General features: G+C 72.4%; 13 protein-coding genes and 1 pseudogene. 8 read left to right on the forward strand and 6 right to left on the reverse strand.

Annotated features, from left to right (window positions below; translation table 11 throughout):
* Positions 1-87: 87 nt before the first annotated feature.
* The 6 genes from trxB to AB4091_RS06945 all read right to left on the reverse strand — a co-directional run bounded on the left by trxB (position 88) and on the right by AB4091_RS06945 (position 7,936).
* Positions 88-1,134, reverse strand: a complete 1,047-nt coding sequence (gene trxB, locus AB4091_RS06920; protein ID WP_442290991.1) for a thioredoxin-disulfide reductase — start codon at positions 1,132-1,134, stop codon at positions 88-90.
* A 230-nt stretch (positions 1,135-1,364) separates the two neighbouring features.
* Positions 1,365-2,195, reverse strand: a complete 831-nt coding sequence (locus tag AB4091_RS06925) for a hypothetical protein (protein ID WP_442290992.1) — start codon at positions 2,193-2,195, stop codon at positions 1,365-1,367.
* Between the two features lie 202 nt (positions 2,196-2,397).
* On the reverse strand, positions 2,398-2,970 hold the full coding sequence (gene sigM / locus AB4091_RS06930; RefSeq protein ID WP_442290993.1) for an RNA polymerase sigma factor SigM: 573 nt from the start codon (positions 2,968-2,970) through the stop codon (positions 2,398-2,400).
* 2 nt (positions 2,971-2,972) lie between these two features.
* The gene (locus tag AB4091_RS06935; protein ID WP_442290994.1) at positions 2,973-4,940 is read right to left on the reverse strand and encodes a protein kinase family protein; all 1,968 of its coding nucleotides are present in this window, start codon (positions 4,938-4,940) and stop codon (positions 2,973-2,975) included.
* 63 nt (positions 4,941-5,003) lie between these two features.
* Entirely contained in the window at positions 5,004-7,454 is a 2,451-nt protein-coding gene (locus AB4091_RS06940) for a DUF6049 family protein (RefSeq protein WP_442290995.1), read from the reverse strand.
* Positions 7,451-7,936 (reverse strand): NUDIX hydrolase, encoded by a 486-nt coding sequence (locus AB4091_RS06945; protein ID WP_442290996.1) that lies wholly within the window; start codon positions 7,934-7,936, stop codon positions 7,451-7,453. The genes AB4091_RS06940 and AB4091_RS06945 overlap by 4 nt, the downstream gene beginning before the upstream one ends.
* Positions 7,937-8,163: 227 nt before the next feature.
* Here AB4091_RS06945 and AB4091_RS06950 point away from each other — a divergent pair, with 227 nt between their 5' ends.
* The 8 genes and pseudogenes from AB4091_RS06950 (at position 8,164) to AB4091_RS06985 (ending at position 24,199) form a co-directional block, all read left to right on the forward strand.
* Positions 8,164-9,663, forward strand: a complete 1,500-nt coding sequence (locus AB4091_RS06950; RefSeq protein ID WP_442290997.1) for a CCA tRNA nucleotidyltransferase — start codon at positions 8,164-8,166, stop codon at positions 9,661-9,663.
* Positions 9,664-9,891: 228 nt separating this feature from the next.
* The gene (locus tag AB4091_RS06955) at positions 9,892-10,389 is read left to right on the forward strand and encodes a hypothetical protein (RefSeq protein WP_442290998.1); all 498 of its coding nucleotides are present in this window, start codon (positions 9,892-9,894) and stop codon (positions 10,387-10,389) included.
* On the forward strand, positions 10,386-11,198 hold the full coding sequence (locus AB4091_RS06960) for a PP2C family protein-serine/threonine phosphatase (RefSeq protein WP_442290999.1): 813 nt from the start codon (positions 10,386-10,388) through the stop codon (positions 11,196-11,198). The genes AB4091_RS06955 and AB4091_RS06960 overlap by 4 nt, the downstream gene beginning before the upstream one ends.
* Positions 11,199-11,200: 2 nt before the next feature.
* Positions 11,201-13,912, forward strand: a complete 2,712-nt coding sequence (locus tag AB4091_RS06965; protein ID WP_442291000.1) for an FHA domain-containing protein — start codon at positions 11,201-11,203, stop codon at positions 13,910-13,912.
* A gap of 55 nt (positions 13,913-13,967) precedes the next feature.
* Positions 13,968-15,677, forward strand: a complete 1,710-nt coding sequence (locus AB4091_RS06970) for a protein kinase domain-containing protein (RefSeq protein ID WP_442291001.1) — start codon at positions 13,968-13,970, stop codon at positions 15,675-15,677.
* A 236-nt stretch (positions 15,678-15,913) separates the two neighbouring features.
* Positions 15,914-16,624, forward strand: a pseudogene (locus tag AB4091_RS06975) (hypothetical protein); the annotation flags it as partial.
* A 143-nt stretch (positions 16,625-16,767) separates the two neighbouring features.
* The gene (locus AB4091_RS06980; protein ID WP_442291002.1) at positions 16,768-23,085 is read left to right on the forward strand and encodes an Ig-like domain-containing protein; all 6,318 of its coding nucleotides are present in this window, start codon (positions 16,768-16,770) and stop codon (positions 23,083-23,085) included.
* Positions 23,086-23,194: 109 nt separating this feature from the next.
* On the forward strand, positions 23,195-24,199 hold the full coding sequence (locus AB4091_RS06985; RefSeq protein WP_442291003.1) for an AAA family ATPase: 1,005 nt from the start codon (positions 23,195-23,197) through the stop codon (positions 24,197-24,199).
* Positions 24,200-24,221 lie beyond the last annotated feature (22 nt).

The raw sequence follows: 24,221 nt of genomic DNA on the forward strand, positions 1-24,221 counted from the left end.
GGTTCCTTCTCTGGTTGGCGCCTGGGCGGGCGTTGCAGGCGGGCGTTGCAGGCGGGTGCTCGGGGGTGGGGCGGCTCGGTTCCGAGGCTAGGCGTCGGCGCCGACGGTGGCACGCGTGTCGGGGATCGCGCCGGAGTCGGTGTCGTCGATCGCGGCGGCCTCGGCTGCAGCCTCGGCCGGTGAGGAGGTGTCCTCGAGCGCGGCGAGGTAGTGCTCGGCGTCGAGCGCGGCGGCGCAGCCGGAGCCGGCGGCGGTGATGGCCTGGCGGTAGGTGTGGTCGACGAGGTCGCCCGAGGCGAACACGCCGGGGACGTTCGTGCGCGTCGAGCGGCCCTGGACGAGGACGTAGCCGGCGTCATCCAGCTCCACCTGGTCGACGTCGCCGTTGCGCAGCAGCTCGTTGCGCGGGTCGTGGCCGATGGCGACGAACAGACCGGTGACGGCGAGCTCGCGCGTCTCGCCGGTGACGGTGTCGCGCAGCGTGACTCCCGAGAGCTTGCCCTCGCCGTGGATCTCGGCGACCTCGGAGTTCCACGCGAAGCGGATCTTGTCGTTGGCGTGGGCGCGGTCGGCCATGATCTTGCTCGCGCGCAGCGCGTCGCGCCGGTGGATGATCGTGACCGTGCGCGCGAACTTCGTCAGGAAGGTCGCCTCCTCGATGGCGGAGTCGCCGCCACCGACGACCGCGATGTCCTGGTCGCGGAAGAAGAAGCCGTCGCACGTTGCGCACCAGGAGACGCCGTGGCCCGAGAGCTCCTTCTCGCGGGGTAGGCCGAGCTCGCGGTAGGCGGAGCCCATCGAGAGGATGACGGCCTTCGCACGGTGGACGTTGCCCTCGCCGTCGGTGACGGTCTTGATCTCGCCGGTCAGGTCGACAGCGGTGACGTCGTCGGTGACGAGCTCGGCCCCGAAGCGCACGGCCTGGGCGCGCATGTTGTCCATGAGGTCCGGGCCCATGATGCCGTCCTGGAACCCCGGGAAGTTCTCGACGTCGGTGGTGTTCATCAGGGCGCCGCCGGCGGTGACGGCACCCTCGAAGACGAGGGGCGCGAGGTTCGCACGCGCGGCGTAGACCGCGGCGGTGTAGCCCGCCGGGCCGGAGCCGATGATGATGACGTTGCGGACGTCGGACATGTGGGCTGCTCCTCGTAAAGCTCTCGTGTCGTGCGGCTCTGGAATCGCTCGCGCCGGTCGCACCACTCGCGCGATCGGCGCTCGGACGTGCCGGTGGCGCCGGCCCCTGAGGGGTCCGGGACCGCATAGGCCTCAACCGATCCTAGGCGTTCGTTGTTCCCTCGCCCGTCGGCGCGCTGGCCGGCGCCGGCGTGGCGCGGACGCACGTGGTCTGAGCCCCTTGGTGGGGCTCAGGGGACGGGTGTGGCGTCCTTCAGCAGTCCGGGGGTGCCCGTGCTGCAGCTGCGCTCGACGGCCCATGCGGTGCTCGCGCCGGCGCGCGTGACGACGACCACCACGGCGGGTCGTCCGTCGAAGGTGGCCAGGTCGGCCGACACGGCCTCGGGGCTGGGCGACGTCGCGTCGAGCGCGCCGATGGCCTCGAGACAGGCCTCCAGGCCGATCGGGGTGGCGATGGGGCCGATGCCGGGGGACTCGGCGGCGAGGTCGCGGATGGGCTGTCCGGGGCGGTCGAGCAGTTCCCGCGCCTTCGTGGCGAGGTTGCCGCTGTCGTATGCCGTCGTGCTGAGCTGGATGTGCAGCCCGCCGCCGCCGGAGCCGGGCGAGCCCGGGGTGCGGACTTTCGAGCTGCTCGTGTCGCCGACGATGGCCGCTCCGTTGGGGCGCTTGGTCACGTGCAGGGCCGAGGCTCCGACAGCCACCACCGCGGCTGCGGCCGCGACCGCGGCCACGAGGTAGAGGGGCTTGGGTCGGTTGGCCGCGTTGGCCGCGTTGGCCCGCGTCGGAAGGGCGAGCACGTCGGCGCCGGTGTGGCCGCCTCCGGACTCAGGGCCTGTGTCGAACCGGTCGGCCGTGGACATCGGCCCGGGGTCGACCCGCAGCCGCGCGGCATCGAGCAGGGCGGCGGAGATGCGCGCCTCGACGTGGTCGGGCATCGGCCCGGGGTCGGGTGTCGCCGCCAGCAGGGCGGTCACCTGCGCCTCGACATGGGGGTCGAGCCGGGGATCCGGGGTGTCGTCGAACTCGTGGTCGTGATCAGGGAAGTGCGCGGACTCGTCCACGGAGGGTCCTTCGGGGCAGTGCGTGCGGGGGTTGCGCCGGCGCGCGCAGGTATGCCGCACGCCGAGGTTTCGACGGTCCCTGTACCCGTCGAGGTTCCAGCGGATTCAACCACCTTCGGATGAGTTCTTCGGTGACGCGTCCATCTGGGGTCGCGGCGACGCCGGGGGTGTCGCCGCTGTGCTGCCGGCCGCCACCTCGGTGTCAGTCGTCCTCGACCGGGCGCGTGCCCGGTGTGAGCCCCAGGTGCTGCGCCAGGGCAGCCCGGCCCCGTGCACAGCGTGACTTGATGGTGCCCTCGGCCACACCGAGGATCACGGCGGCCTCGGCGACCGGGACGGCGTGCATGTCGACGAGCACGAGTGCGGCGCGCTGCCCCTCAGGCAGCTTGGCCAGGGCCTCCTGGATGTCGAGGCGCACCTCGGTGGAGGCGTAGTGGTCGTGCCGGTCGGCCAGGTCGTACTCGGGCAGCTCGGTGGTCGGCTTGCGGCGGCGAAGCCGGTCGAGGCAGGCGTTGACGATGATGCGGTGCAGCCAGGTGGTCACCGCGGCCTCGCCGCGAAACGACTCGGCGCGACGGAAGGCGGCGATGAAGCCGTCCTGCACGCAGTCCGCGGCGAGCTCGGGATCGCGCACCGTGCGCAGCGCGACCGCCCACATACGGTCCTTGTGGCGCCGGAAGAGCTCGGCGAAGGCGTGGTCGTCACCGGCGACGTGCAGCGTGAGCAGCTCCCGGTCGCTCAGCTCGGCGATCGGGGCGGCAACCCCCGGGGTCACGGTCAGCGCACCGTCACTTCGTTGATCTGCGCGCGGTAGCGGCGGTCGGACTCGGCAGGACCGGCCTTGGTGACGAAGACGATGATCTTGCTCGCGGGGTTGAGCTGGCCGTTCGCCTTGATCGTCACCGTGCCGTTGGCGCCGGTGGCCGAGCCGATCTCCTGGGCGCCGTCGAGCGACTTCGTGGAGCTGGAGTCGGTGGCGTAGACCGTGACGTCCTGTGGGGCGGGGAGGACGAGCTCGACCTCCTTGACGACGGTGGGGGCGCTTAGGTCGAGCAGCACTCCGAGGCCGTTCTTGTCGCCGTTGTAGGTCGCGGAGCCGTACCAGCGGGAGCGCCAGCCGTCGCCGGGGTTGCCGTCGAAGACGCGCTTGACGTTCTGGTCGGCCTCGTTGCCGTCCTGGGGGTCGAAGCCGCGGCCGCCGACGATCGACACGGGACCTGCCGCCGGGGGCGCGGTGGTCGTGGCGGCGGGGGGCTGGGTGGTGCTGGGCTTCGGCGCCTGCGTGGCGCTGGGCGGGCGGGTCTTCGTGACGGTGACGGCACTGACGGGTCCGTCGTGCTGGCCGATCTTCGCGACGTTCTGGACGCCGATGACGAGGGCGACGAGCACGAGCACGCCGACGATGGCAAGGGCGATGCGCGACTGGGCACCGCTGGGTGCCTCGGGCACGTCGTGGCCGAAGACCGGCAGCGGCGGTTCGAGGCGGGTGCTGGGCGCTTCGTCGAGCGCATCGTCGAGGCCGATCTCCTCGCCGTCGAAGTCGTCGTCGTGCGCGGAGCGGCGCTCCGCCGCACGTGCCGCGGCCTTGTCGGCGGCTGCACGGGCGAACGAGCCGACGCGGTCGCCGATGACACTGGCGACGCCGGCCGCTGCGGCCCCGGCAGCCGCAGCGCCGGCGGCGATGCCACCGGCGCCTCGTTCGGACAGGGTGGCGCCGGGCCGCTCGGGGGCGTCGACCGCCGAGCCGTGGCGCTCGTCGGACAGGCTGTCGAAGAAGATCGTGTCGGTCTGGGCGGCATCGCCCGCGGGAGCGGCGCCCGCGACACCACTCATGGACGAGGCTGCGGCACCGGCACCCACGGCCGCAGCACCCGCGCCGACGGCGGGCAGGACGCGGGTGGGCTCGAACTCCTCACGGCTGCGCAGCCCGATGCCGGTCGCGCCGTCGGAGGTCGCCTGCTCACTGGCCCAGGGGGCGATCTGGAGAGCGAGGTCGCCGGGGGACACGGGCCCGCGGCGCCCGCTCGCGAGAGTCATGCGGCAGATGAGGTCGAGGTCGTTGGGCACGCCGACGGCGATCTCGGACGGAGCCGCCACGCCGCCCACGATCGTCGGCGCCGGCTCCAGGCCGACCTGACCACCGGCGGGGATCAGCCCGTCGTCGACGGCCACCATGGGCCAGCGACCGGTCAGGCCGGCATACGCGATCTTGACGAGGCCCACGGCGTCGGCCCGCGAGGCGCGCTCGTCGGACAGGCGGTCGGACTCGGTCAGGGCGGCCTCGGTGGCCAGCCCACGCACCTTCACGGCGCCGTCGGGCATGCGCAGCAGCGAGCTGGGCGTCAGTGCAAGGTGGTGCAGCCCGCGGTGTCCGGCCTTCTCGAGCGCGGTCGCGGCCTCGCCGGTGAGCCGCCGCACCTCGTCGGCCGACAGGCCACCGCTCTGCAGCAGGTGCGAGAGGGGCGTGGCGCCCGTGAGGGGCTCCTCGACGATGAACCCGACACCGCGGTCGGTGCCGACGTCGAGGACGCGCACGAGGCGGGGGTCCTCGATGCCTGCGGCCCGGCGGGCTGCGTCGAGGGCGGGCGCTGCGACGGACGAGGCCGCCGGGAAGCAGACGAGCACGACCTCGCGCTCGAGGGTGTGGTCGTTGGCGCGCCAGCGCTCGTGGTGCGTGCCCTCGGAGGTGCGAAGCGTCACCGCATAGCGGCCGCCGAGGACGGATCCGGGTCCGACTCCCTGCACGTGCGTCACCCTCCTCGTCCGGTCGTGCGTGGATGCGTGGCTCGGCACCCATCCTAGGCCGAGTCAGTGCCGATCCCTGTCGTCCGCATCGCCGAGCGTCTGGTGTGCCGCGGTGACCGCCTCGATGTCGGCGATCTCGTCGACGCGTGACGTGCCCTTGAACACGGCGCGCAGGACTCCGGCGAGCAGCACGAGTCCGGCCAGGACGCCGCCCACCCAGTAGATGGCGCCGTCGATGGGGTTGGCCGAGACCGGGATCGTCGCAGGCGAGCCGATCATGGTGCCGTCGGCCGTGGTCAGGAAGGCCCGGATCTGGGCCCGGCCGGCAGCGACCGCGGCCACCTCGACGGGCACGTTGGTGCGCGACTCGGGCCCGATCGAGATCGGGTCGGGCTGGGCGACGACGCGGATGCGGGGGTTGTCCGGCACGAGGCGCAGGCGGATGCCCTCGACCGTGTAGTCGAGGCCGTTCTCCAGGGTGATGCGCAGGGTGCCGTTCTCGGCGAGCAGGTTGATGGTGCTGGTGCGGGGGACGACGCGGATCGCGCTGGTCGCGGCCCGCACGTCGGCCGCGACGGAGTTCGCGAGGGTGGCCCACGAGCCCGGCCGGTCACGCCAGCGGGCACTGGCGAGCTCGTCGAGGACCTCGCGGTAGGTGCGCGCGAACGCCTCCCCGTCGCGCAGGACAGAGGAGACGCTGAGCAGGGTGTCGCGCTGGTCGGCCATCTGCGTCAGCCGACGGGCGTCGAGAACGGGTCGCGCCGCGGCCGATGCGACGGCGGTCGCGGGCCGGGCCTGGACCTCGGCCTTGTCACTGCCGCTGTCGGCGAGGAGCGAGGCTGCGTCGACCGTCTCGAGCCACGGGGCGCTCGCCGTCGCGGCGAGGAACGAGGCGAGGGCCGCCCCGTCGGGGTCGTAGGCACGCGGTGCGGCGACGAGGACCGAGCGGGACGTGCCGGACCGCTCGCCGAGCAGCACGAGCGTCTCGGCGAGGTAGCGCTGCGTCGAGAGGACCGGGCTCGGGTCGCTGCGCTTGGGCAGCAGCGCCGACAGACGGGGGTCGTACGCGAGCAGCCGGGTGCCGCCGGTCGCCACCCGACGGGCGGTGGGCGTGTATGCCGCAGGCTTCGTGACCGCGGCGGAGCTGACGACGATTCCGGCGGCCTTCTTGGCCGGCGTCCCCGACAGCAGCGTGCGGATGCCCTGCTCGCGTCCGGCCGGGAACAGCCCGTCGACGGGCCAGACGATGTCGGAGCGCACGGGCTGGTCGAGGCGTTGCGCCAGCCCGGCGGCCCGGGTGACGAGGTCGCGCACCAGCGAGTTCGCGGGGGCCGTGCCCACGGTGGCGGCGAGGTCGGCGTCGGCGTACGGCAGGGCCCAGAGGCTGCGGCCCGCCAGCTGGGACCGCAGCGCGTCGGTCAGGCGCGTGACCGCCTGCGTGGCCGGCGACGGGGTGGGTTGGTCGGTGGGGGTCGCCGTGGTGCCTGACGTGGCGGTCGCGCCCGGGGTCGCGCCCGGGGTCGCGTCGGGCGTCGTGCCCGCGGGCGACGGCGTGCCGGACGCACCCGCTCCCGCGCTGCCGGACGACGGGGTCCCCGTCGCGTCAGGTGCGCCAGGTGCAACGGTGCCGGTCGCCGTGCCCGTCGGCGAGGCGCCACCGCCCGGACCACCGCCCGGACCGCCGGCCGGGGCGGTGCCGAGCACCGCTGGGTCGACGGCGAGGGTGACCTGGGTGCCACGCGTGCCGGCCACGATCCGCTCCACACGCGAGTCGTTGCCGATGGCGCGCTGCCACGCGTTCTCGCGCGCGGTGTCGTCGCGCGAGAAGAGCGCGATGTCCGGGTCGAGGGTCACGGGCAGCACGGTGGCCACCTTGAGCGGGACGTACTCCTTGCGTCCGTTCCAGGCCACGAACGTCCGCGTGGTGCCCGTGGGCTGGCTCGCTCCCTGCTGCACGACCTCCACCGAGATCGGCACGGCCGCGAACGCGTCGTCGGAGCGCAGTTGTCGCCAGGGGATGGTGGCGGTGAAGGTTCGGGTCTGGCCGGCCGCGACGCTGGGCAGGGTCGTGGTCTCGATGGTCGGGCCGGTCGCGGGGGTGCGGCCCGACGCCCAGTCGTCGAGCGCAGCGCGCTGGTCGACGGCGACGTCGCCGCGCACGACCTGCACCTTCGGGCCCGTGAGTGGGCCGGTGAGCGGCGCCGTGACCGAGCCCGTCATCGTGACGTCGGAGCCGGGGCCGACCACGGCCGGTGTCATCGAGTCGAGCACGACGGCCGCGACGTCACGTGCCGGGGTCACGGCGTGGGGGACCACCGACGCGGCCGGGGATGCAGCGGCTGCGCCGGCCGGCGAGACCTCCCACGGACGGGAGGGCACGGACGCGCTCGCGAGCGTGCCGCCCGCGGTCGTGGCGAGCGCCGCCAGCACGGTCGCGGTGGCAGCCAGCCGGCGAGCGAGGCGGGTCCTGCGACGCCCGCTCGTTCCCGGACGCCGCGACCCTCGACGGGTCACGCCGTCCCCGCCAGCCGGTTCCACGCCGCCTGCGCGATGCGGCGCTCGTTGGGGAAGGTCAGCCTGCGGTGCACCTCGTCGAGGCGCATCCACGCGACGTCGATGGCCTCGTGGTCGGGGTCGTTCTCGATGGAGAGCTCACCTCCGGTCGCCTCGAGCAGGTAGTGGTGCACGAACTTGTGCACCCGCTTGTTGGAGGTGGCGAACCAGTAGTCGATCGTGCCGAGCTCGATGAGCACCCGGCCGACGATGCCGGTCTCCTCGGCGACCTCGCGCGCGGCGGTCTCGACGAGGGTCTCGCCCGGCTCGACGTGGCCCTTGGGCAGGCACCACTCGATGCGCCCGGCCCGGTTGCGCCGGGCGATGATCGCGATGAGGGCGAGGCCCTCGCGCACGTCGACGACGATGCCACCGGCGGATCGCTCCTCGACGGCGGGCAGACGCCTCCCCGGCACTGGGGCGGGGACGGGCTGCGCGCTCACATCGCCACCATAACGGGCCGGGGGCGAAGCGCCCTGTCGTCGTGACGGGCCGGGCCGTGGCCCTCCCGCCCGGCCGGTGTCGGCCGGTGTCGAACCGGTGTCGAACCGCTGTCGAACCGCTGTCGAACCGGTGTCGAACCGCTGTCGACCCGATGCGGGCCCGGCGTCGAGGGGCCCCACGCGCCGGGGTTCCGGGCCGGCCGCGACGGCTCACTAGGCTGGGGCGCGTGCCAGAACGACCCGACACGACCGTCCCCGCGGCCGCCCGGCAGGCCGATGCCGGCCTCCCGCTGCTGCGGGCTGCCGTCGCCCGCCTCGCCCCGGTGCTCCCGATGCTCAGCGAGCTGGGCGACCGGTTCACCGCGGCCGGCCACGAGCTCGCGCTCGTCGGCGGTCCGGTCCGCGACGCGTTCCTCGGCCGGGTCTCGCCCGACCTCGACCTGACCACCGACGCGAAGCCCGACCAGATCCTCGCGGTCGTCGTCGGCTGGGCCGACGCGCACTGGGACATCGGTCGCGAGTTCGGGACCATCGGCCTGCGCAAGGGCGCCCACGTCATCGAGATCACGACCTACCGGGCCGACACCTACGACCGCACCTCTCGCAAGCCCGAGGTGATGTTCGGCGCCGACCTGGGCGGCGACCTCGTGCGGCGTGACTTCACGGTCAACGCGATGGCGATCCGGCTACCGAGCCTCGAGTTCGTCGACGTGCACGGCGGCCTCTCCGACCTCGTGGCCCGCCGGCTGATGACCCCGGCCGCGCCGGAGGAGTCCTTCGCCGACGACCCGCTCCGGATGATGCGTGCCGCCCGCTTCGCCTCGCAGCTCGGCTTCGAGGTCGCGCCCGAGGTGCGCGCGGCCATGGTCGAGCGTGCGGGCACGCTGTCGATCATCTCGGCCGAACGCGTACGCGAGGAGTTCACGAAGCTGCTGCTGTCGTCGGCGCCCCGGCTGGGTCTCACGCTGCTCGTCGACACCGGCCTCGCCGACGTGTTCCTGCCCGAGCTGCCCGCCCTGCGCCTCGAGCTCGACGAGCACCACCGCCACAAGGACGTCTACGAGCACTCGCTCATCGTCCTCGAGCAGGCGATCGACCTCGAGGGTCCGGCCGACGCCCCCGCCGAGTCGGTGCCCGGCCCCGACCTGGTGCTGCGTCTGGCCGCGCTGCTCCACGACATCGGCAAGCCGGCCACCCGCAGGTTCGAGGACGGGGGCGGCGTCTCCTTCCACCACCACGAGCTCGTCGGCGCCAAGCTCGCGAGCAAGCGGATGAAGGCGATGCGCTTCGACAAGGACACGACCAAGCAGGTCGCGCGCCTCGTCGAGCTGCACCTGCGCTTCCACGGCTACGGCGAGGGGCAGTGGACCGACTCGGCGGTGCGGCGCTACGTCACCGACGCGGGACCACTGCTGACGCGCCTGCACCGGCTCACGCGCTCCGACTGCACCACCCGCAACCTCCGCAAGGCGCAGCGGCTGTCGCGCGCCTACGACGACCTCGAGGTGCGCATCGAGCGCCTGGCCGCGGAGGAGGAGCTGGCGAGCGTCCGCCCCGAGCTCAACGGCAACGAGATCGCCGAGGCCCTCGGCATCCGGCCGGGTCCGGTGCTCGGCGAGGCCTACGACTTCCTCCTCTCGGTCCGGCTCGACGACGGTCCGATCGGCAAGGACGCCGCCCGCGAGAAGCTGCTGGCGTGGTGGGCGGCTCGCGAGCCCTCCGCCTGAGCCACGCCGCACCGGCGGTGCGGCGTGACACAGCCCTTCGCGACGGCATACGGCCGGGGAGTTCTCCCCATCGCGCCACCGACGACTCGGCCGTACGCTCGGGCGCACCGTCGTTCCCGGCCCCACCGGCCCGCGACGGCGCTCGGCCGACCTGACACCGCCCGCGGTGTTTGATTGACTGACCGCGCCGTCCCCGACCCCTGCGGGAACGACCGAAAGGAACGAGCCATGAGCACCCTCGCCTACCCGAGCGCCGACTTCCCGGGCCAGCCGTCGGTGGCCCTCGAGGTTCCCGAGGGGTGGGAGCCGGTGCACGCGCCCGGCACGACCATGGCCGCCCGGCTGCCCCGAGAGGGAGCCTTCGCCCCCAACGTCGTCGTCAACATCGAGCCCTGCGAGCCCGCCTTCCAGGTCGAGGACTCCCTCGACCAGCTCCGCGCCATGGCCACCTCGCGCGGCGGGGCCGTGTCCGAGCCGTATGCCGCCGAGCTCGGTGACGCCCGGTTCGTCGGGTGCGACGCCACCTGGCCCGACCCCGACGTGGAGACGGTGCTGCAGGCCAACCTCTTCCACGTGGCCGAGGCGTCCTCCGGCTCGGGGGCGCACCTCGTGCAGCTGACCGGCGCGGTCGGGGGCGAGTCGGCCGAGGCCGACTACGAGCTGATCCGGCAGGTGCTGACCACGGTTCGCGTCACCGCCTGGGACGTGACGGGCGACCGCGCATGACCCCGACCCTGCCCGCCATCACCGTCGGCGTCGCCACCGACGTCGGGCGCGTGCGGCGACACAACGAGGACTCCGCCCGCACCCGGGGCACCGTCTACGTCGTCGCCGACGGCATGGGTGGCCACGCCGCCGGCGAGGTGGCGAGCAGCATCGCCGCGGAGTCGGTCGTCGAGCTCGCCGACCGCCCGGTCGTGCACGTGCGCGACATCGTGGAGCAGGTCGGCGAGGCCAACCGCCGCATCCTCGGCTCCGCCGCCCGCCACCCCGAGCAGACCGGCATGGGTACCACCGTCGCCGGACTCGCCCTCGTCTCGGTCGGCGGTTCGCGCCACTGGGCCGTGTTCAACATCGGCGACTCCCGTGTCTACCGCTGCCTCGACGGCGAGCTGTCGCAGGTGACCGTCGACCACTCCGAGGTGTGGGAGCTCGTGGAACGTGGGCTCATCACCCCCGAGCAGGCCCAGCGCCACCCCGGACGCAACGTCGTCACGCGGTCGCTCGGCCGCGATCCGATGGGTGTCGTCGACACGTGGGTGTTCCCGCCCTACCCCGGCGAGGTCTTCGTGATCTGTTCCGACGGGCTGTCGAACGAGCTGACGCGCGAGCAGATGCAGGCCGTGCTCGCCGAGCACCACGACGCCGAGCAGGCCGCCGCCGAGCTCGTGCGCCTGGCGGTCGAGGCCGGGGGACAGGACAACATCACTGCTATCGTCGTCGCGGTGCAGGGGCAGGACGCCGACTCCGACGTCGACGAGGACACCACCCCGCGCGAGAACGTGAACGGCTCATCAGGGGAGAGCAGGTCGTAGACGTGAGTGGCCCGTCCGTTGTGGTTGACCGGGCCCCCGACGGTTGGACGCACATCGGGGGCCCCGGCATGCACCTGCTCATCGGCCTCGACGAGGACGACGACCGCACGCTCGCCGCGAGTGACTCTGCCGACGGCGGCGACATCGACGACGTCGTCGAGGTGCTGACGACCGGCGGCATGCGCAAGGCACACCACTTCGTCGGGGTCCACTGGCAGCCACGCACCCGCATCGTCGCCTTCGGCCCCGTCTCCGCACTCGTCACCCTGGCCGACGGCAGCGAGCACGACGTGCGCGCCCCGAGCCCGAGGGTCTGGACCGACCTCGAGCTGCCCGACCACCCCGAGCGCATCGTGCTGCGCGTGCTCGAGGAGTCCGAGCGCTCCCTGCCCACCCCGCCCCAGCTCCTCGTCGCCGGAGTGCCGGCGGCCCCGCCTGCCACCACCCCCGAGAGGGATGGAGCCGAAGCCCCTGTCGGGATGGGCGAGACCGCGGCACAAGCGGTTTCGACGGACGCTGGCTCTGATGACCTCTCTCCGGCCCACGAGGACCCGGCTCCGGCGGCGCCCGTGGTCGCGTCGCGAGGTGAGCTGTCGTCGGCCCCTGCCATCCCGACGTTCGGCGCTGCGGCGACGACTGACGGCGCCGGCCCGGCGGCCGGGTCGTCCTCCTCGACCTGGGACCGCAGCTGGGCGCGTCGCGACGAGACGCCCACGTCGTCCGGCGCGGTGGCACCGGCAGAGGTCGAATCAGTCGTCCCAGCAGCAGGTTCCATGTCTGAGATGTCGAACCCTCTTGTGTCGCAACCGAGCCCATCGAACGCGTCGACGCCGAAGCGGGTCTCGCCCCCGGACGTCGAGGCCGGTGGCCCCGAGCCCGCTGCACCGGAGGTCGAGGCACAGCAAGCCGCTGCGCCCGCGGCCGTCACGCCGGGCCTCAGGTCGTGGGGCTCGGTCGCGCCGACTGCGCCGGTCCGTGCCGCCACCCCGGTCCGCCCGGCCACGCCGGCGTCGTCGAACGCGGGGGTCGTCCCGACGACTGCTGAAAACCTCTCGCGCGCAGGCGAACCGGTTGCGTTCGTCGCTGAACCTCCTTCAGTCGCAGTCGAACCCGTCCCCACCCAGACCGAGGTGTCGCCGCGAGAGCAGCCGTCTGCGCCTGAGCCCGTGGTCGCGGTCGTGGCGCCAGCACCTGAGGTGCCGGTCGCGACCGACCTGCCGTCCGCGCCGCAGCGTGACCTCGACTCGACCTGGGCTGCACGTCCCCTTCCCGACTCCGACGCACCGTCGACGCAGGCGCCACCGGAGCCGCGGGTCACACCCGCTCCGCCCGCTCGCCCGGCCTCGTCGGCGCTGACGGCTGCGTCGCCCACCAACGGGTCGGCCGGACGGCCCGATGCCGAGCACGACGACGGCACTGGCGGCGAGGCGGCCGCACCGAGCTACGACTACCTCTTCGGGCACACGACCGCGGCAGACGAGCACCGCAAGGTCCTCGCCCAGCTGACCGCGCCCACCGACGAGGACGGCGCCCACGAGGACGACGAGGTGCTCTCGGTCCCCGCTGTCGCCGACACCTCCGACGCGGCCGTGACGAACGCCGCGCCTGCGCCGGAGGTGCCCGAGCGACCCATCCCGTCCGCCCCGCAGGTGCCCGAGGGGGGTCTGATCTCCTCGGTCCCCTGGGCGAGCTCCGCGGCGCCGGCCCCACCCGAGCAGGACGACGAGGTGCCGACGTTCTCCGGCAGGCACACGCCGCCGCCGGCCCCGAGCCTGCTCCCCCCGCTCCACACGCCGCCGCCCGGCGCCCGCGCGCCCGGGGCGACGCCGCTGATCTCGACCGGCCCGCCTCCCGCGGCTCGCGGCGTCGAACCCGAGTCGAACCAGCCCGACAGGTGGTCGGCGCCGCACGCGACCCCGCTCCTGCGCACGCCACCGACGGTGCCGATCGCGACGACGCCTCCGGCGCCCCAGCCCGGTCCCGTTGGCTCCGCGTCGTCGGCACCCGGTGCCGAACCGTCGATCGACGCTCCCCTCGGCGGTCCACCGTCCTCGGCCGGAAACCCCTCGCCTGCAACGGCGCCCGCGCCCAACGAGGCAGCGCACCAGCCCCCGCAGCCCGCGTACGCGATCGGGGGCGACGCGGCCGACGGTGCCGACGCGACGGACGACGTCGACGAGACCGAGCTCACCGTCGACCGCAGCGCCCTGCTCGAGGCGCGCCACGTGGCGCAGAACCAGACCTTCTCCGGGCCGAGCGTGCTCGCGGTGCTCTGCGCGGCCGGCCACCCGACTCCACCGCACAGCGACCGGTGTCGGGTCTGCGGAACCGGCATCCCACCGCAGGAGCCGTTCACCATGCCGCGGCCGCCGCTCGGCGTCCTGCGCCTGTCGACCGGTGACGTCGTGACACTCGACCGCAGCGTGCTGCTCGGCCGTGCCCCCAAGCTCGGCGACGGCCTCGCGGCTCACGACCGCCCGCACGTCGTCAAGGTGCCGAGTCCCGAGCGCGACGTCTCGCGCAACCACGTCGAGGTGATCCTCGAGGGCTGGCACGTTCTCATCCGAGACCTCGGCACGACGAACGGCACCACCGTCACCCTCCCGGGCGAGACACCGGTCCGCCTGCGCGCCAACGACCAGCAGGTCCTCGAGCCGGGTTCGCTCGTGTCGATGGCCGACGAGGTCTCCTTCACCTTCGAGGCTGCCCCGTGACCACGCGTACGACCGACTCGACAGCGAGCCAGCAGCGGGCGTCGGGAGGTGCGTCGTGAAGAAGGGGGCACCACCCAAGATCCCGGGCCTCGTCTTCGTCCAGCCGCTCGGCTCGGGCGGCTACGCCGACGTCTACCTCTACGAGCAGCAGAGCCCCCGCATGCCGGTGGCCGTCAAGGTGCTCAAGTCCGAGGGCCTGACCGACGCGCTGCGCCAGCAGTTCGTCGAGGAGGCCGACACCATGGCCGCCCTCGGCGACCACCCGTACATCGTCCAGGTCTTCCGCTCCGGCACCTCTGACGACGGCCGCCCCTACCTCGTCATGAAGTACTACCCGCCGCCCAACCTCGCGATGCGGGCACGGGCGGAGCGGTTCTCGGTCGAGGACGTCCTGCGCACCGGGATCCAGCTCTCGAGCGCGGTCGAGACGGCCCACCGCGCCCACATCACGCACCGCGACATCAAGCCGGCCAACGTGCTCATCAGCGCCTACGGTGCCCCCGGCCTCACCGACTTCGGCATCGCCGGCCGGGGCGCCCGCGACGGCGAGGTCGAGGTCGAGACCACCGACGACGTCGGTGTCTCCGTCCCCTGGGCGCCGCCCGAGGTCCTCTACGGCCAGAGCAACGGCGACGAGCGCTCCGACGTGTACTCGCTCGCAGCCACCTTGTGGCAGTTGCTCGTGGGCCGGTCACCGTTCGAGGTCCCCGGCGGCGACAACTCCGCGTACGCGTTGATGCCGCGCATCCGCAGCACCGCGCCCCCGCGCACGGGCCGCCAGGACGTGCCGGCCGGTCTCGAGCGCCTGCTGGCCCAGGCGATGGCCAAGGACCCGGCCCACCGCCCGACGTCGGCGCTCGAGTTCGCCCGCGCCCTGCAGGCCGTCGAGCAGCAGCAGCGTCTCGCGCGTACGCCGATCGTCGTGCTCGACGAGCAGGGCCACACCACTCTCGTCAGCCAGACGCAGGGCTCGCCGACGGGACGCGGCGGCGACGAGGACGACCGCACCCGCATCAAGGCGCCGCAGACCGTCGTCGCGCAGCCAGCAGCGCCGTCGGCGTCGCCGTCGCCGTCGGCGCTCGACGACGAGACGCGCCGCCGCTCGGGGGCCGGTGGCCAGCGGTGGTCACCGGCGCCCCTCCCGAGCCCCACGCGTACGTCGGGGGAGGCGCCGGTGCGCGCCACCGCCGTCACCGACCCGGTCTCGAGCCCGACGACGCCGCTGGGCGCTGACGGCTCCGACGAGGCGACCGTACGCCGTGCCGCGAGCACCGTTGGCACACAAGCAGATCCGGCGCCTGCACCCGTGGCCACCTCGCCTCTGGCGAAACACGGTGTCCTGTGGGGTCTCGTGGCCGCGCTCGTGGTGCTGCTCGGCCTGGTCGTGTTCCTCGTGGTCCGCCCCCGAGCCGACGACCCCGTCACCACCCCGACGCCGAGCGCGACCGTCTCGATGCCGGGCGACGACAGTGCCATCGGTGACGGCGTCTTCGACCAGCCGGTCGTCGACGCCAACAGCGAGACCGGCAGCGTCTCCTTCACGTGGACCTATCCCAACCGCACCAAGAACGACACCTACCGCGTGTCCTACGGCCCGACCTCCTCCGACGCCGGGAACCCGACACGGGCCAAGAGCGTCTCGGTCTCGGTGCCGCGCTACACGGTCAAGGCGCCGAAGGGCACCAAGGTGTGCGCGACCGTCGTCGTCGTCCGATCCGGACAGGCGTCGCCGGGAGCCCAGCCCCAGTGCGAGACCGCGAGGTGACAGACAGCTCCGGAGAGCGGAGACAGCACGTTCGGAGCCCGGCCCCGACCAGTGTTCCGTGAGGTCCGGCGAGGTCCGGTGAGTACCGCGGCGGGTGGACACCCGGCGGGCGAAACGGCAACCTCGACCCAGACATCACCAAACCACCACAGACTTCCGTAACGTTGCACGGCCGGACCTCGTTGACCGCGAGTGCCGGCAGGCGTGCGCCTCGACAGGGATTAGGGGACCTGATCGTGATCCACAGCAAGGTGAGCGTCGTGTTCTGCGGCGAGGAGTACTCCGTGTCCGCCGACACCGGTCTCACCATCGGCCGCACCGGCGACGTCGAGGTCGACGACAACCCCTACCTGCACCGCACCTTCCTGCTCGTCTCGTTCGAGAACGGCTTCTGGTGGCTCAGCAACACCGGCTCGACGCTGACTGCGACCGTCGCCGACGAGCAGGGACTCTTCCAGGCCTGGCTCAACCCCGGCGCCAAGATCCCCCTCGCGATGCGCAAGCTCATCGTCTGGTTCACCGCCGGCCCGACCACCTACGACTTCGAGATCCACGTCGCGAGCCCGGCCTTCAAGTCCGTGACGACCGACGCCCCCGCCGAGCATGGCGATGGCGACGGCGACGAGGTCGGCGCTGCGACCGTCGGCCGCGTCTCGCTCACGCCCGACCAGAAGCTGCTCATCATCGCGCTGTGCGAACCGTTCCTCCGCAGGCGTGAGGCGGGTACGAACCAGATACCCTCCTCGGCTGCGGCGGCCGAACGCCTCGGCTGGACCATCACCCGCTTCAACCGCAAGCTCGACAACGTCTGCCAGAAGCTGGCCGACGCCGGCACCCGGGGCCTCCACGGTGGCGTGGGCAAGCTCGCCACCAACCGCAAGTCCCGCCTCGTCGAGCACGCGCTCTCGACCAAGCTCGTCACCGAGGACGACCTCGCCCTCATCGACGACCCGACCGACCCGATCGATCCGGCCGCCCCGGTCGCCCCGGTGGCCTCGGTGGCCCCTGGCGAGCGCACCGCACCGCACCACACACCACGCACCGAAGAGCACAGGTCCGGCCGGCTGGCCGTGACCGAACAGGGGACCGCATGAGCACCGCCGCCACCAAGCGACGGATCGGGATCATCTCCACCGTCGTCGTCGCCCTCGTGGCGAGCCTGCTCGTCTGGCTCGCCACGCGCAGCGAGGGCGAGCTGGTCCGAAAGGCCGACCTCAACGACGGCGGCGTCTGGGTGACCAACTCCGAGCAGTCGCGCTTCGGACGCATCAACAAGGCCGCGGGCCAGCTCGACGCCGGTGTCTACGCCGACGTGAGCGCCAGCTCGGGCCTCGACATGTTCCAGGACGGCGCGGCCGTCGTCGGCTACACGCGGGCGAGCAACCAGGTCGTCCCGATCAACCCCTCCGAGGGAACGCTCCGCACCGAGCAGGCGGTGCTGCTGCCCAAGGCGAGCGCGGCCACCGGCAACCGCGTCTTCACGACCCCGCCCATCGACGTGCGCGGCGGCAGCATCGCGATGATCGACCCGGCCACCGGTGAGCTGCGGGCCCAGCGGTTCGACGAGCGGTCGGGGGTCAGCGGCCTCGACGGGCTGCAGACGCAGGCCAAGCCGCTGGCGAAGGTCGGCGGCAACGCTGCGGTGGCGGTGGGCGTCGACGGCAGCGTCTATGCGCTCTCGGCGCTGAAGGGCACGATCACCGTCCTGCGGCCCAAGGGCACCAACGCCTTCGACAAGCCCGTCACGACCGAGCTGAAGTTCTCCTCGAAGTCGGGCCAGGTCACCGCCGTCGGCACCCACTGGGTCGTGTGGGACTCGGGCACGTCCAAGCTCTACTCCGACGCGGTGGCCGAGCCGCACCAGCTGTCGGTGGGCAACGCCGAACCGGGCAACCCCGCCTTCGCCGCGCTGCAGCAGCCGGGACCCGACGCTGCCTCGGTGCTGATCCAGGACGAGTCGCAGCTGGCGCAGGTGTCGCTGACCGGTGACAGCCCCACGACCGGCGGGGTCAAGCTGGGCCAGGGCACGCCGGGACAGCAGTTGTACCTCTCCGCCCCCGTCCGACTCGCGAGCTGCATCCACGCCGCGTGGGCCGGGGCGTCCAACGTGTACTACGGCCGCAACTGCGGCTCGCCCACCGACGCCGCCACCGTCGACCTCGGGGCGATGAAGAAGGGCGTGCGCAGCGACGGTGTGAAGCTTCGCGTCAACCGCGGCCTCATCGTGCTCAACGACCTCGACTCCGGCGACGTGTGGGACATCGACCGCGACAAGGTCAAGATCGACAACTGGAACTCGGTCATCCCGCCGCCGCAGACCGACGACAAGAACAAGAAGAAGGACGAGAACCTCCTCGACGACCAGCAGAACCGCACGCCGCCCAAGGCGCAGCCCGACGTCATGCAGGTGCGGCCCGGGCGCACGTCGACGCTCCACGTGCTCGACAACGACTCCGACAGCCAGGGCTCGATCCTCGCGATCTCGCCGGGCGACGTCACCCAGCCGGACGTGGCCGGCATCCAGGCGACGCCGTCGGCCGACGGGCAGACCGTCCAGGTGACGGTCCCCGACGAGGTCCGTGCCGAGGGCTTCTCCTTCAGCTACACGGTCAACAACGGCACGACGGCCAAGAACGGCCGCGCCACCGCGAAGGTCACCGTCCGCATCGTCACGGACGACGTGAACTCGGCTCCCAAGCTGCGCACCGGGCAGGCTCGTCTCGCGCAGTCGTCCTATCCCGTCGTGGCGAACGGCTCCGTGCGGGTCGGGGTCGTCGCCGACTGGCGCGACGCCGAGAACGACCCGATCCAGGTGACCCCGGTCGATGTCGAGACCACCGGCGTCGACGGCTCCGGCGCCCTCACGATCAAGGCGCAGGGCGAGAAGGGCGACCAGGTCGCCAAGTACGTCGTCGACGACGGCCGTGGCGGCACCGCCCAGTCCTCGGTCAGCCTCGACGTGCTGAGCGAGGACGACACGAAGCCGGTCCGACCCCGCACGCAGCCCGACGTCGTCCGCGCCGTCGTCGGCAAGCCCGTCCAGCTCCAGCCGCTCGGCAACGACATCGCCGGCGCCGACCCGACCGACCCCGAGGCGCGGATGCGACTCGCCCAGGCCGTGCGCGGCCCGGGCCAGCTGCGACTCGACTCCAACCTCGACACCGGTGTCGTCACCGTGACGGGTCAGACGCCCGGCACCTCGGTCGTGACCTACACCGCACAGGTCGGGGCGGGCGTCGCCACCGGACGCATCCGCGTCGACATCCTGCCCGACAAGGACAACGACGCGCCGCCCGTCGCCACCCCTGACGCAGCAGTCGTCCGGGGCCAGACGCCCGTCATCGCCGACGTCCTGTCCAACGACTACAGCCCACGGAGCGACGTCCTCGTCGTCCAGCGCGTCGAGACCTCGCAGGCGTGGCTCCGGGCCTCGATCGTGCAGGGCCGCTGGGTCCGGGTGCAGGCCACCGCCCCCGTCACCGGCAACGAGACCCGCCAGGGCACGGTTCGCTACACGATCTCGGACGGCACGAAGACCGCCGTCGGCGAGCTCGCCGTCGTCCAGAAGCCCGAACCCAAGGACAAGGTCCTGCCGACGGTCGTCGACGACGTCGCCACGGTCCGCGTCGGCGACGCCGTGACCATCCCGGCCCTCGACAACGACTCGATGAGCGAGGGCATCCCGCTCAAGCTCGCCCCCGAGGTGCGGGTGCTCTCGGGCGGTGGCCAGGCCTTCGCCTCGGGCACGGTCGTGCGCTACGTCCCCGAGGTCACTCCCATGGCGGGCCCCAAGAGCGCCATCCTCGAGTACACGACCTATCCCGAGGGCCTGCGCTCGCGCGGTCAGACCGGCCGCATCACGGTGACGATCAACCCGTTGCCCGACCCGGTGAAGAGCCCCAACCAGCCGCCCCAGGCTCGCAGCTTCAGTGCCAGCGTCACGGCCGGAGACACCCTGACGATCACGGTGCCGACGAGCGGTGTCGACCCCGACGGTGACCTGACGTTCGTCAGCGGCATCGTCGGCGACGACAACGGCCCGGTGGACCTGCGGTTCGGTCGCGTCGTCGGCTTCGGCGCGGCGACGATCCGCTACGAGGCCTACCCGCGCAGTGCCGGCACCGAGGTCATCCGCTACCAGCTCCGCGACCGGTTCGGCGGCACGAGCGACGGCTTCGTGCGCGTCGGTGTCGTCCAGCCCGGTGACCCACAGCCTCCGGTGGCGGTCGAGGACGACGTCGTCGCCGCACCGGGCCGCACGGTCCGCGCCGACGTCCTCACCAACGACCTCATCGCCGACGGTGACTCCGTCTCCTTCGTCGACCTCTCGACGCTCAACGACGCCGACGTCCTCAAGCAGTTCCAGCGTCAGAAGGACGACTCCTTGAAGGTCGTCGTGCCCGACGTGGGCCCGGCCAAGGTGCTGACCTACGGCATCACGAACGGCCTCTTCGACCCGTCCAAGTCGACCCTGACGGTGCGCGGCCAGAAGGACTTCAACAACCCGCCGACGGCTGTCGACGACACCGGGTCCGCCAAGCCCGGCGAGACCTCGATCCTCGTCGACGCTCTCGCCAACGACCGCGACCTCGACGGCGAGCAGGCACAGCTGAAGATCGTGAAGTTCTACGGAGACGGCGTCACGCGCGAGGGTCGCAAGCTGCGCATCGCGCTGCGTCCCCAGGCCCGCGTCGTGCCGTACGTCATCGAGGATGCCGACGGCGCCCAGGCGATGGCCCTCATCTACGTCCCGGCGGGCAACAACGGCCAGCCGTACGTCGTGGCGGGCAAAACCGTGAAGATGGGCGCCGACTCGACCGTCAAGGTGCCGCTCGACGACTACGTCATCGACCCGCGCGGCGGCACGGTGTCGGTCACGACGCCCGACACCGTGTCGACGTCGCCCAACGAGAACCTCCAGTCGGCAGTCACGTCGGCGACAGAGCTGACGCTCACCTCGACGAACGGTTACGTCGGGCCGGCGGCGCTCATGCTCGAGGTCACCAACGCGACCGGCCCCAACGACAAGGCCGCCCAGAAGACCTTTGTGACGCTGCCGGTCCAGATCGGACCAGACGTGCCCGTCCTCCGCTGCCCCGACCACGAGGTGCTCCTCGCGGCCGACGGCCCGGCGCGCACCTTCGACATCCCGCGCCTCTGCCACGCGTGGATCCCGGACGGCCTCGCCGCCGGAACCGCGGCCTACGAGGCCAGCTGGGAGCCGGCCGCCGACCGTGTCGACCTGTCGCAGGTCGGTCAGGGCGGTCGGCAGGTCGTCCTCAGGGCCCAGGCCGCAGCCCAGGCCGGCACGACCGGAGCGGTCGCGGTCAAGGCGAAGGGCGGCGCCGACACCTTCAAGATCAAGGTCCGGGTCACGAGCGCGCCCCCGATCGCGACGATGCGCCCCGTCACGGTCGAGGGTCTCATCGCCGGCACCAGCCGCACGGTGAACCTCGCCCAGTACCTCGACAGCCCGCTCACCGCCCCGCAGTGCTCGGTGCAGTCGAGCCAGGTCGTCTCGGGTGTGGGTGTCACGGCGTCGACGAGCGGCTGTCAGCTGACCGTCTCGGCGTCGGACAAGGCCCGCAACGACACCAAGGTCACGCTGCGGGTCCTCGACGCACCCGGTCGGCCGGCGGCGCTCGGCCAGGTCACGGTCACGGTCCGCAGCAAGCCCGACCCCACCGCCGAACCGGTGGCCGTGGCCGACCGGATCCTGGGCAGCACCGCCCGCGTCGACTGGCGCCCCCCGGCCTACGACGGCGGACTGCCCATCGCGCAGTACGAGGTCATCGGCAACGGCGGTGAGGTGCGCCAGGTGTGCACGAGCTCGCCGTGCACCCTCACCGGTCTGACCAACGGCAAGGACTACTCCTTCACCGTGCGCTCGCAGAACGCGGTCGGCTGGTCCGACGAGAGCCCGAAGAGCAACACCGTCCGTCCCGACACCAAGCCGAAGGCCACGGTCATCACCAACGTCGTGCCGGGCGACCGCAAGCTCACCGTCAACTGGACGGCGCCGCCCAACGAGGGCAGCGACGTCACCGACTACCGCGTCCAGTACACCGACATCGGCACCAGCGCCGGCTCGGGCGGCATCGTGCCCGTCAAGGCCCCGGCGCTGACCAAGGTGCTGACGGGCCTGATCAACAACGACGCGTACGACATCCGCGTCCAGGCCAAGAACGGCGCCGGCTGGGGCCCGTTCGGCCCCACGGTCAAGGCGCAGTCGTTCGGCAAGCCGGCCAACGTCCCGGCCCCGTCGCTCTCACCCCGCACACCGGTGCCCGGCGAGACGAACGCCCAGGTGGCGATCACCTGGCCGGCCACCGACGCCAACGGTCCGCCGATCACGCAGTACGACGTCTTCCGGCGCACTGCGGGTGGCGCCTGGAACGTCATCGCGACCCGCTCGGGTGGCGAGTCGCGTACGGCGAGCGACACGATCCCCTACGAGGGCCAGCAGGTCGAGTACACCGTCACCGCCACCAACGGCGGCCCGGCCACCTCCGACAAGGCGAACTTCTCCTCCTACGTCGCGAACGGCTACCCCGACACCCCCACGCTGCTCACGGCATCGACGCCTCGCCCCGACAAGACGATCGACGTCACCTTCCGCGTCGGATCGGCGCACGCAGCCTCCTACGACCGCATCCACTGGACGACCGACGGCGTCACCGGCTCGTTCCCGTGCTCGGGCGGCTCCTGCCCGTCGGCCGGCACGACCCGTCCGCTCGACACGACGTCGAGGACCATCGCGATCCGGGCCTGCAACTCCGCGGGCTACTGCTCGCCGATGTCCAACGCCATCCGGGTGCACCCCTACGGCCCGACGCAGGACGTGCCCAACCTGCGCGAGACGCATGACAACAACAGCATCACGTTCTCGTGGGGCACGGCCGCCAACAACGGCCGTCCCATCACGGGCTACGAGATCGACGGCGACCGCAACACCACCGTCGGGTCGGGCACCCACTCGACGACGTTCGGCGGCCTCGGCTACTCCACGTCCCGCAAGATCCGCGTCCGGGCCATCGCCCAGGACTCGGGTCCCGGACCGTGGACCGCCTTCGTGACGGGCACGACCGACCCGAAGCCGAACCCGAAGGTGCTCAGCGTCTACAAGGGCACCGCCTGCGGCACGACGGGATGCTTCGACCCGGCCCAGGGCAAGGAGTGCGGCACGAACTGCAACCACATCGGCTACGAGCTGCAGAACTTCGAGGGCGCCATCAGCTGCTCGGTGACCGGCTGGTCGCTACCCGACAACGGCTCCGCGGGCACCCACAGACCCACGAACGGACGCAACAACTCGGGCAAGTTCCTCGGCTATCCCAATCAGTCGGTGACCGTGACCTGCACCGGCTCCAACGGACGGGACTCGGCGACCAAGAACCCATGGGGGTGACGCCGCCCACCACCGGCGGCGCCCCGACCCAGCCACACGGCAGCCACACAGCCAGAGCCACACGGCATACGCCCCGAACGATGAAACACCTGACAGGAGAACGACACCCATGACGGCCACTTCCACCACCGGTCGCGTCACCAGCCAGATCACACAAGAGCAGGTCACGTGGTTCGCCCACACCTTCGACCAGCTCGTGGGCAACATCGAGAAGGCCGTCCTCGGCAAGCAGCACGTGACCCGGCTCGCGCTGACCTGCCTGCTCTCCGAGGGCCACATGCTCCTCGAGGACTTTCCCGGCACCGGCAAGACGCAGCTCGCGCGCGCCCTGTCCGCCACCGTGCAGGGAACGCACAGCCGCATCCAGTTCACGCCCGACCTGCTGCCCTCCGACGTCACGGGCGTCACGATCTACGAGCCGACCAAGCAGAGCTTCGAGTTCCACCCCGGACCGATCTTCGCGACCATCGTGCTCGCCGACGAGATCAACCGCGCCTCGCCCAAGACGCAGTCGGCGCTCCTCGAGGTCATGGAGGAGGGCCGGGTCACGATCGACGGCAAGCCGCACTCGGTCGGTGAGCCGTTCATGGTCATCGCGACCCAGAACCCCATCGAGCAGGCCGGCACCTACCGCCTGCCCGAGGCGCAGCTCGACCGCTTCCTCATGAAGGCGAGCGTCGGCTACCCCGACCACGAGGCGACCATCGCCGTCCTCGCCGACGCGAAGACCCGTGACCGCGCCAAGACGCTGAGCCCACTCATCGCGAGCAACGTCATCGTCGAGATGAGCAAGCTCGCCGACGAGGTGCACGTCGACCCGGCGATCCTGGGCTACGTCAGCCGCATCGCCGAGGAGTCCCGCCGCCACCCCAACCTCAAGCTCGGCCTCTCGGTGCGTGGCTGCCTCGCCTACGTGCGCTGCGCGAAGACGTGGGCCGCGAGCCAAGGCCGTACGTACGTCGTGCCCGACGACATCAAGCTGCTCGCCGAGCCGATCCTCAGCCACCGCCTGCTGCTCAACGCCGAGGCGCAGTTCGCGGGCACCACGGTCGAGCAGTGCATCGACCAGATCCTCGGCGACATCGCCCCGCCGGCCGAGCGTGCCTCGGTCTGACCGAGCCCGGCCCGCGACAGAT

It is taken from the genome of Terrabacter sp. 2RAF25, assembly GCF_052115265.1.
GTDB lineage: Bacteria > Actinomycetota > Actinomycetes > Actinomycetales > Dermatophilaceae > Terrabacter.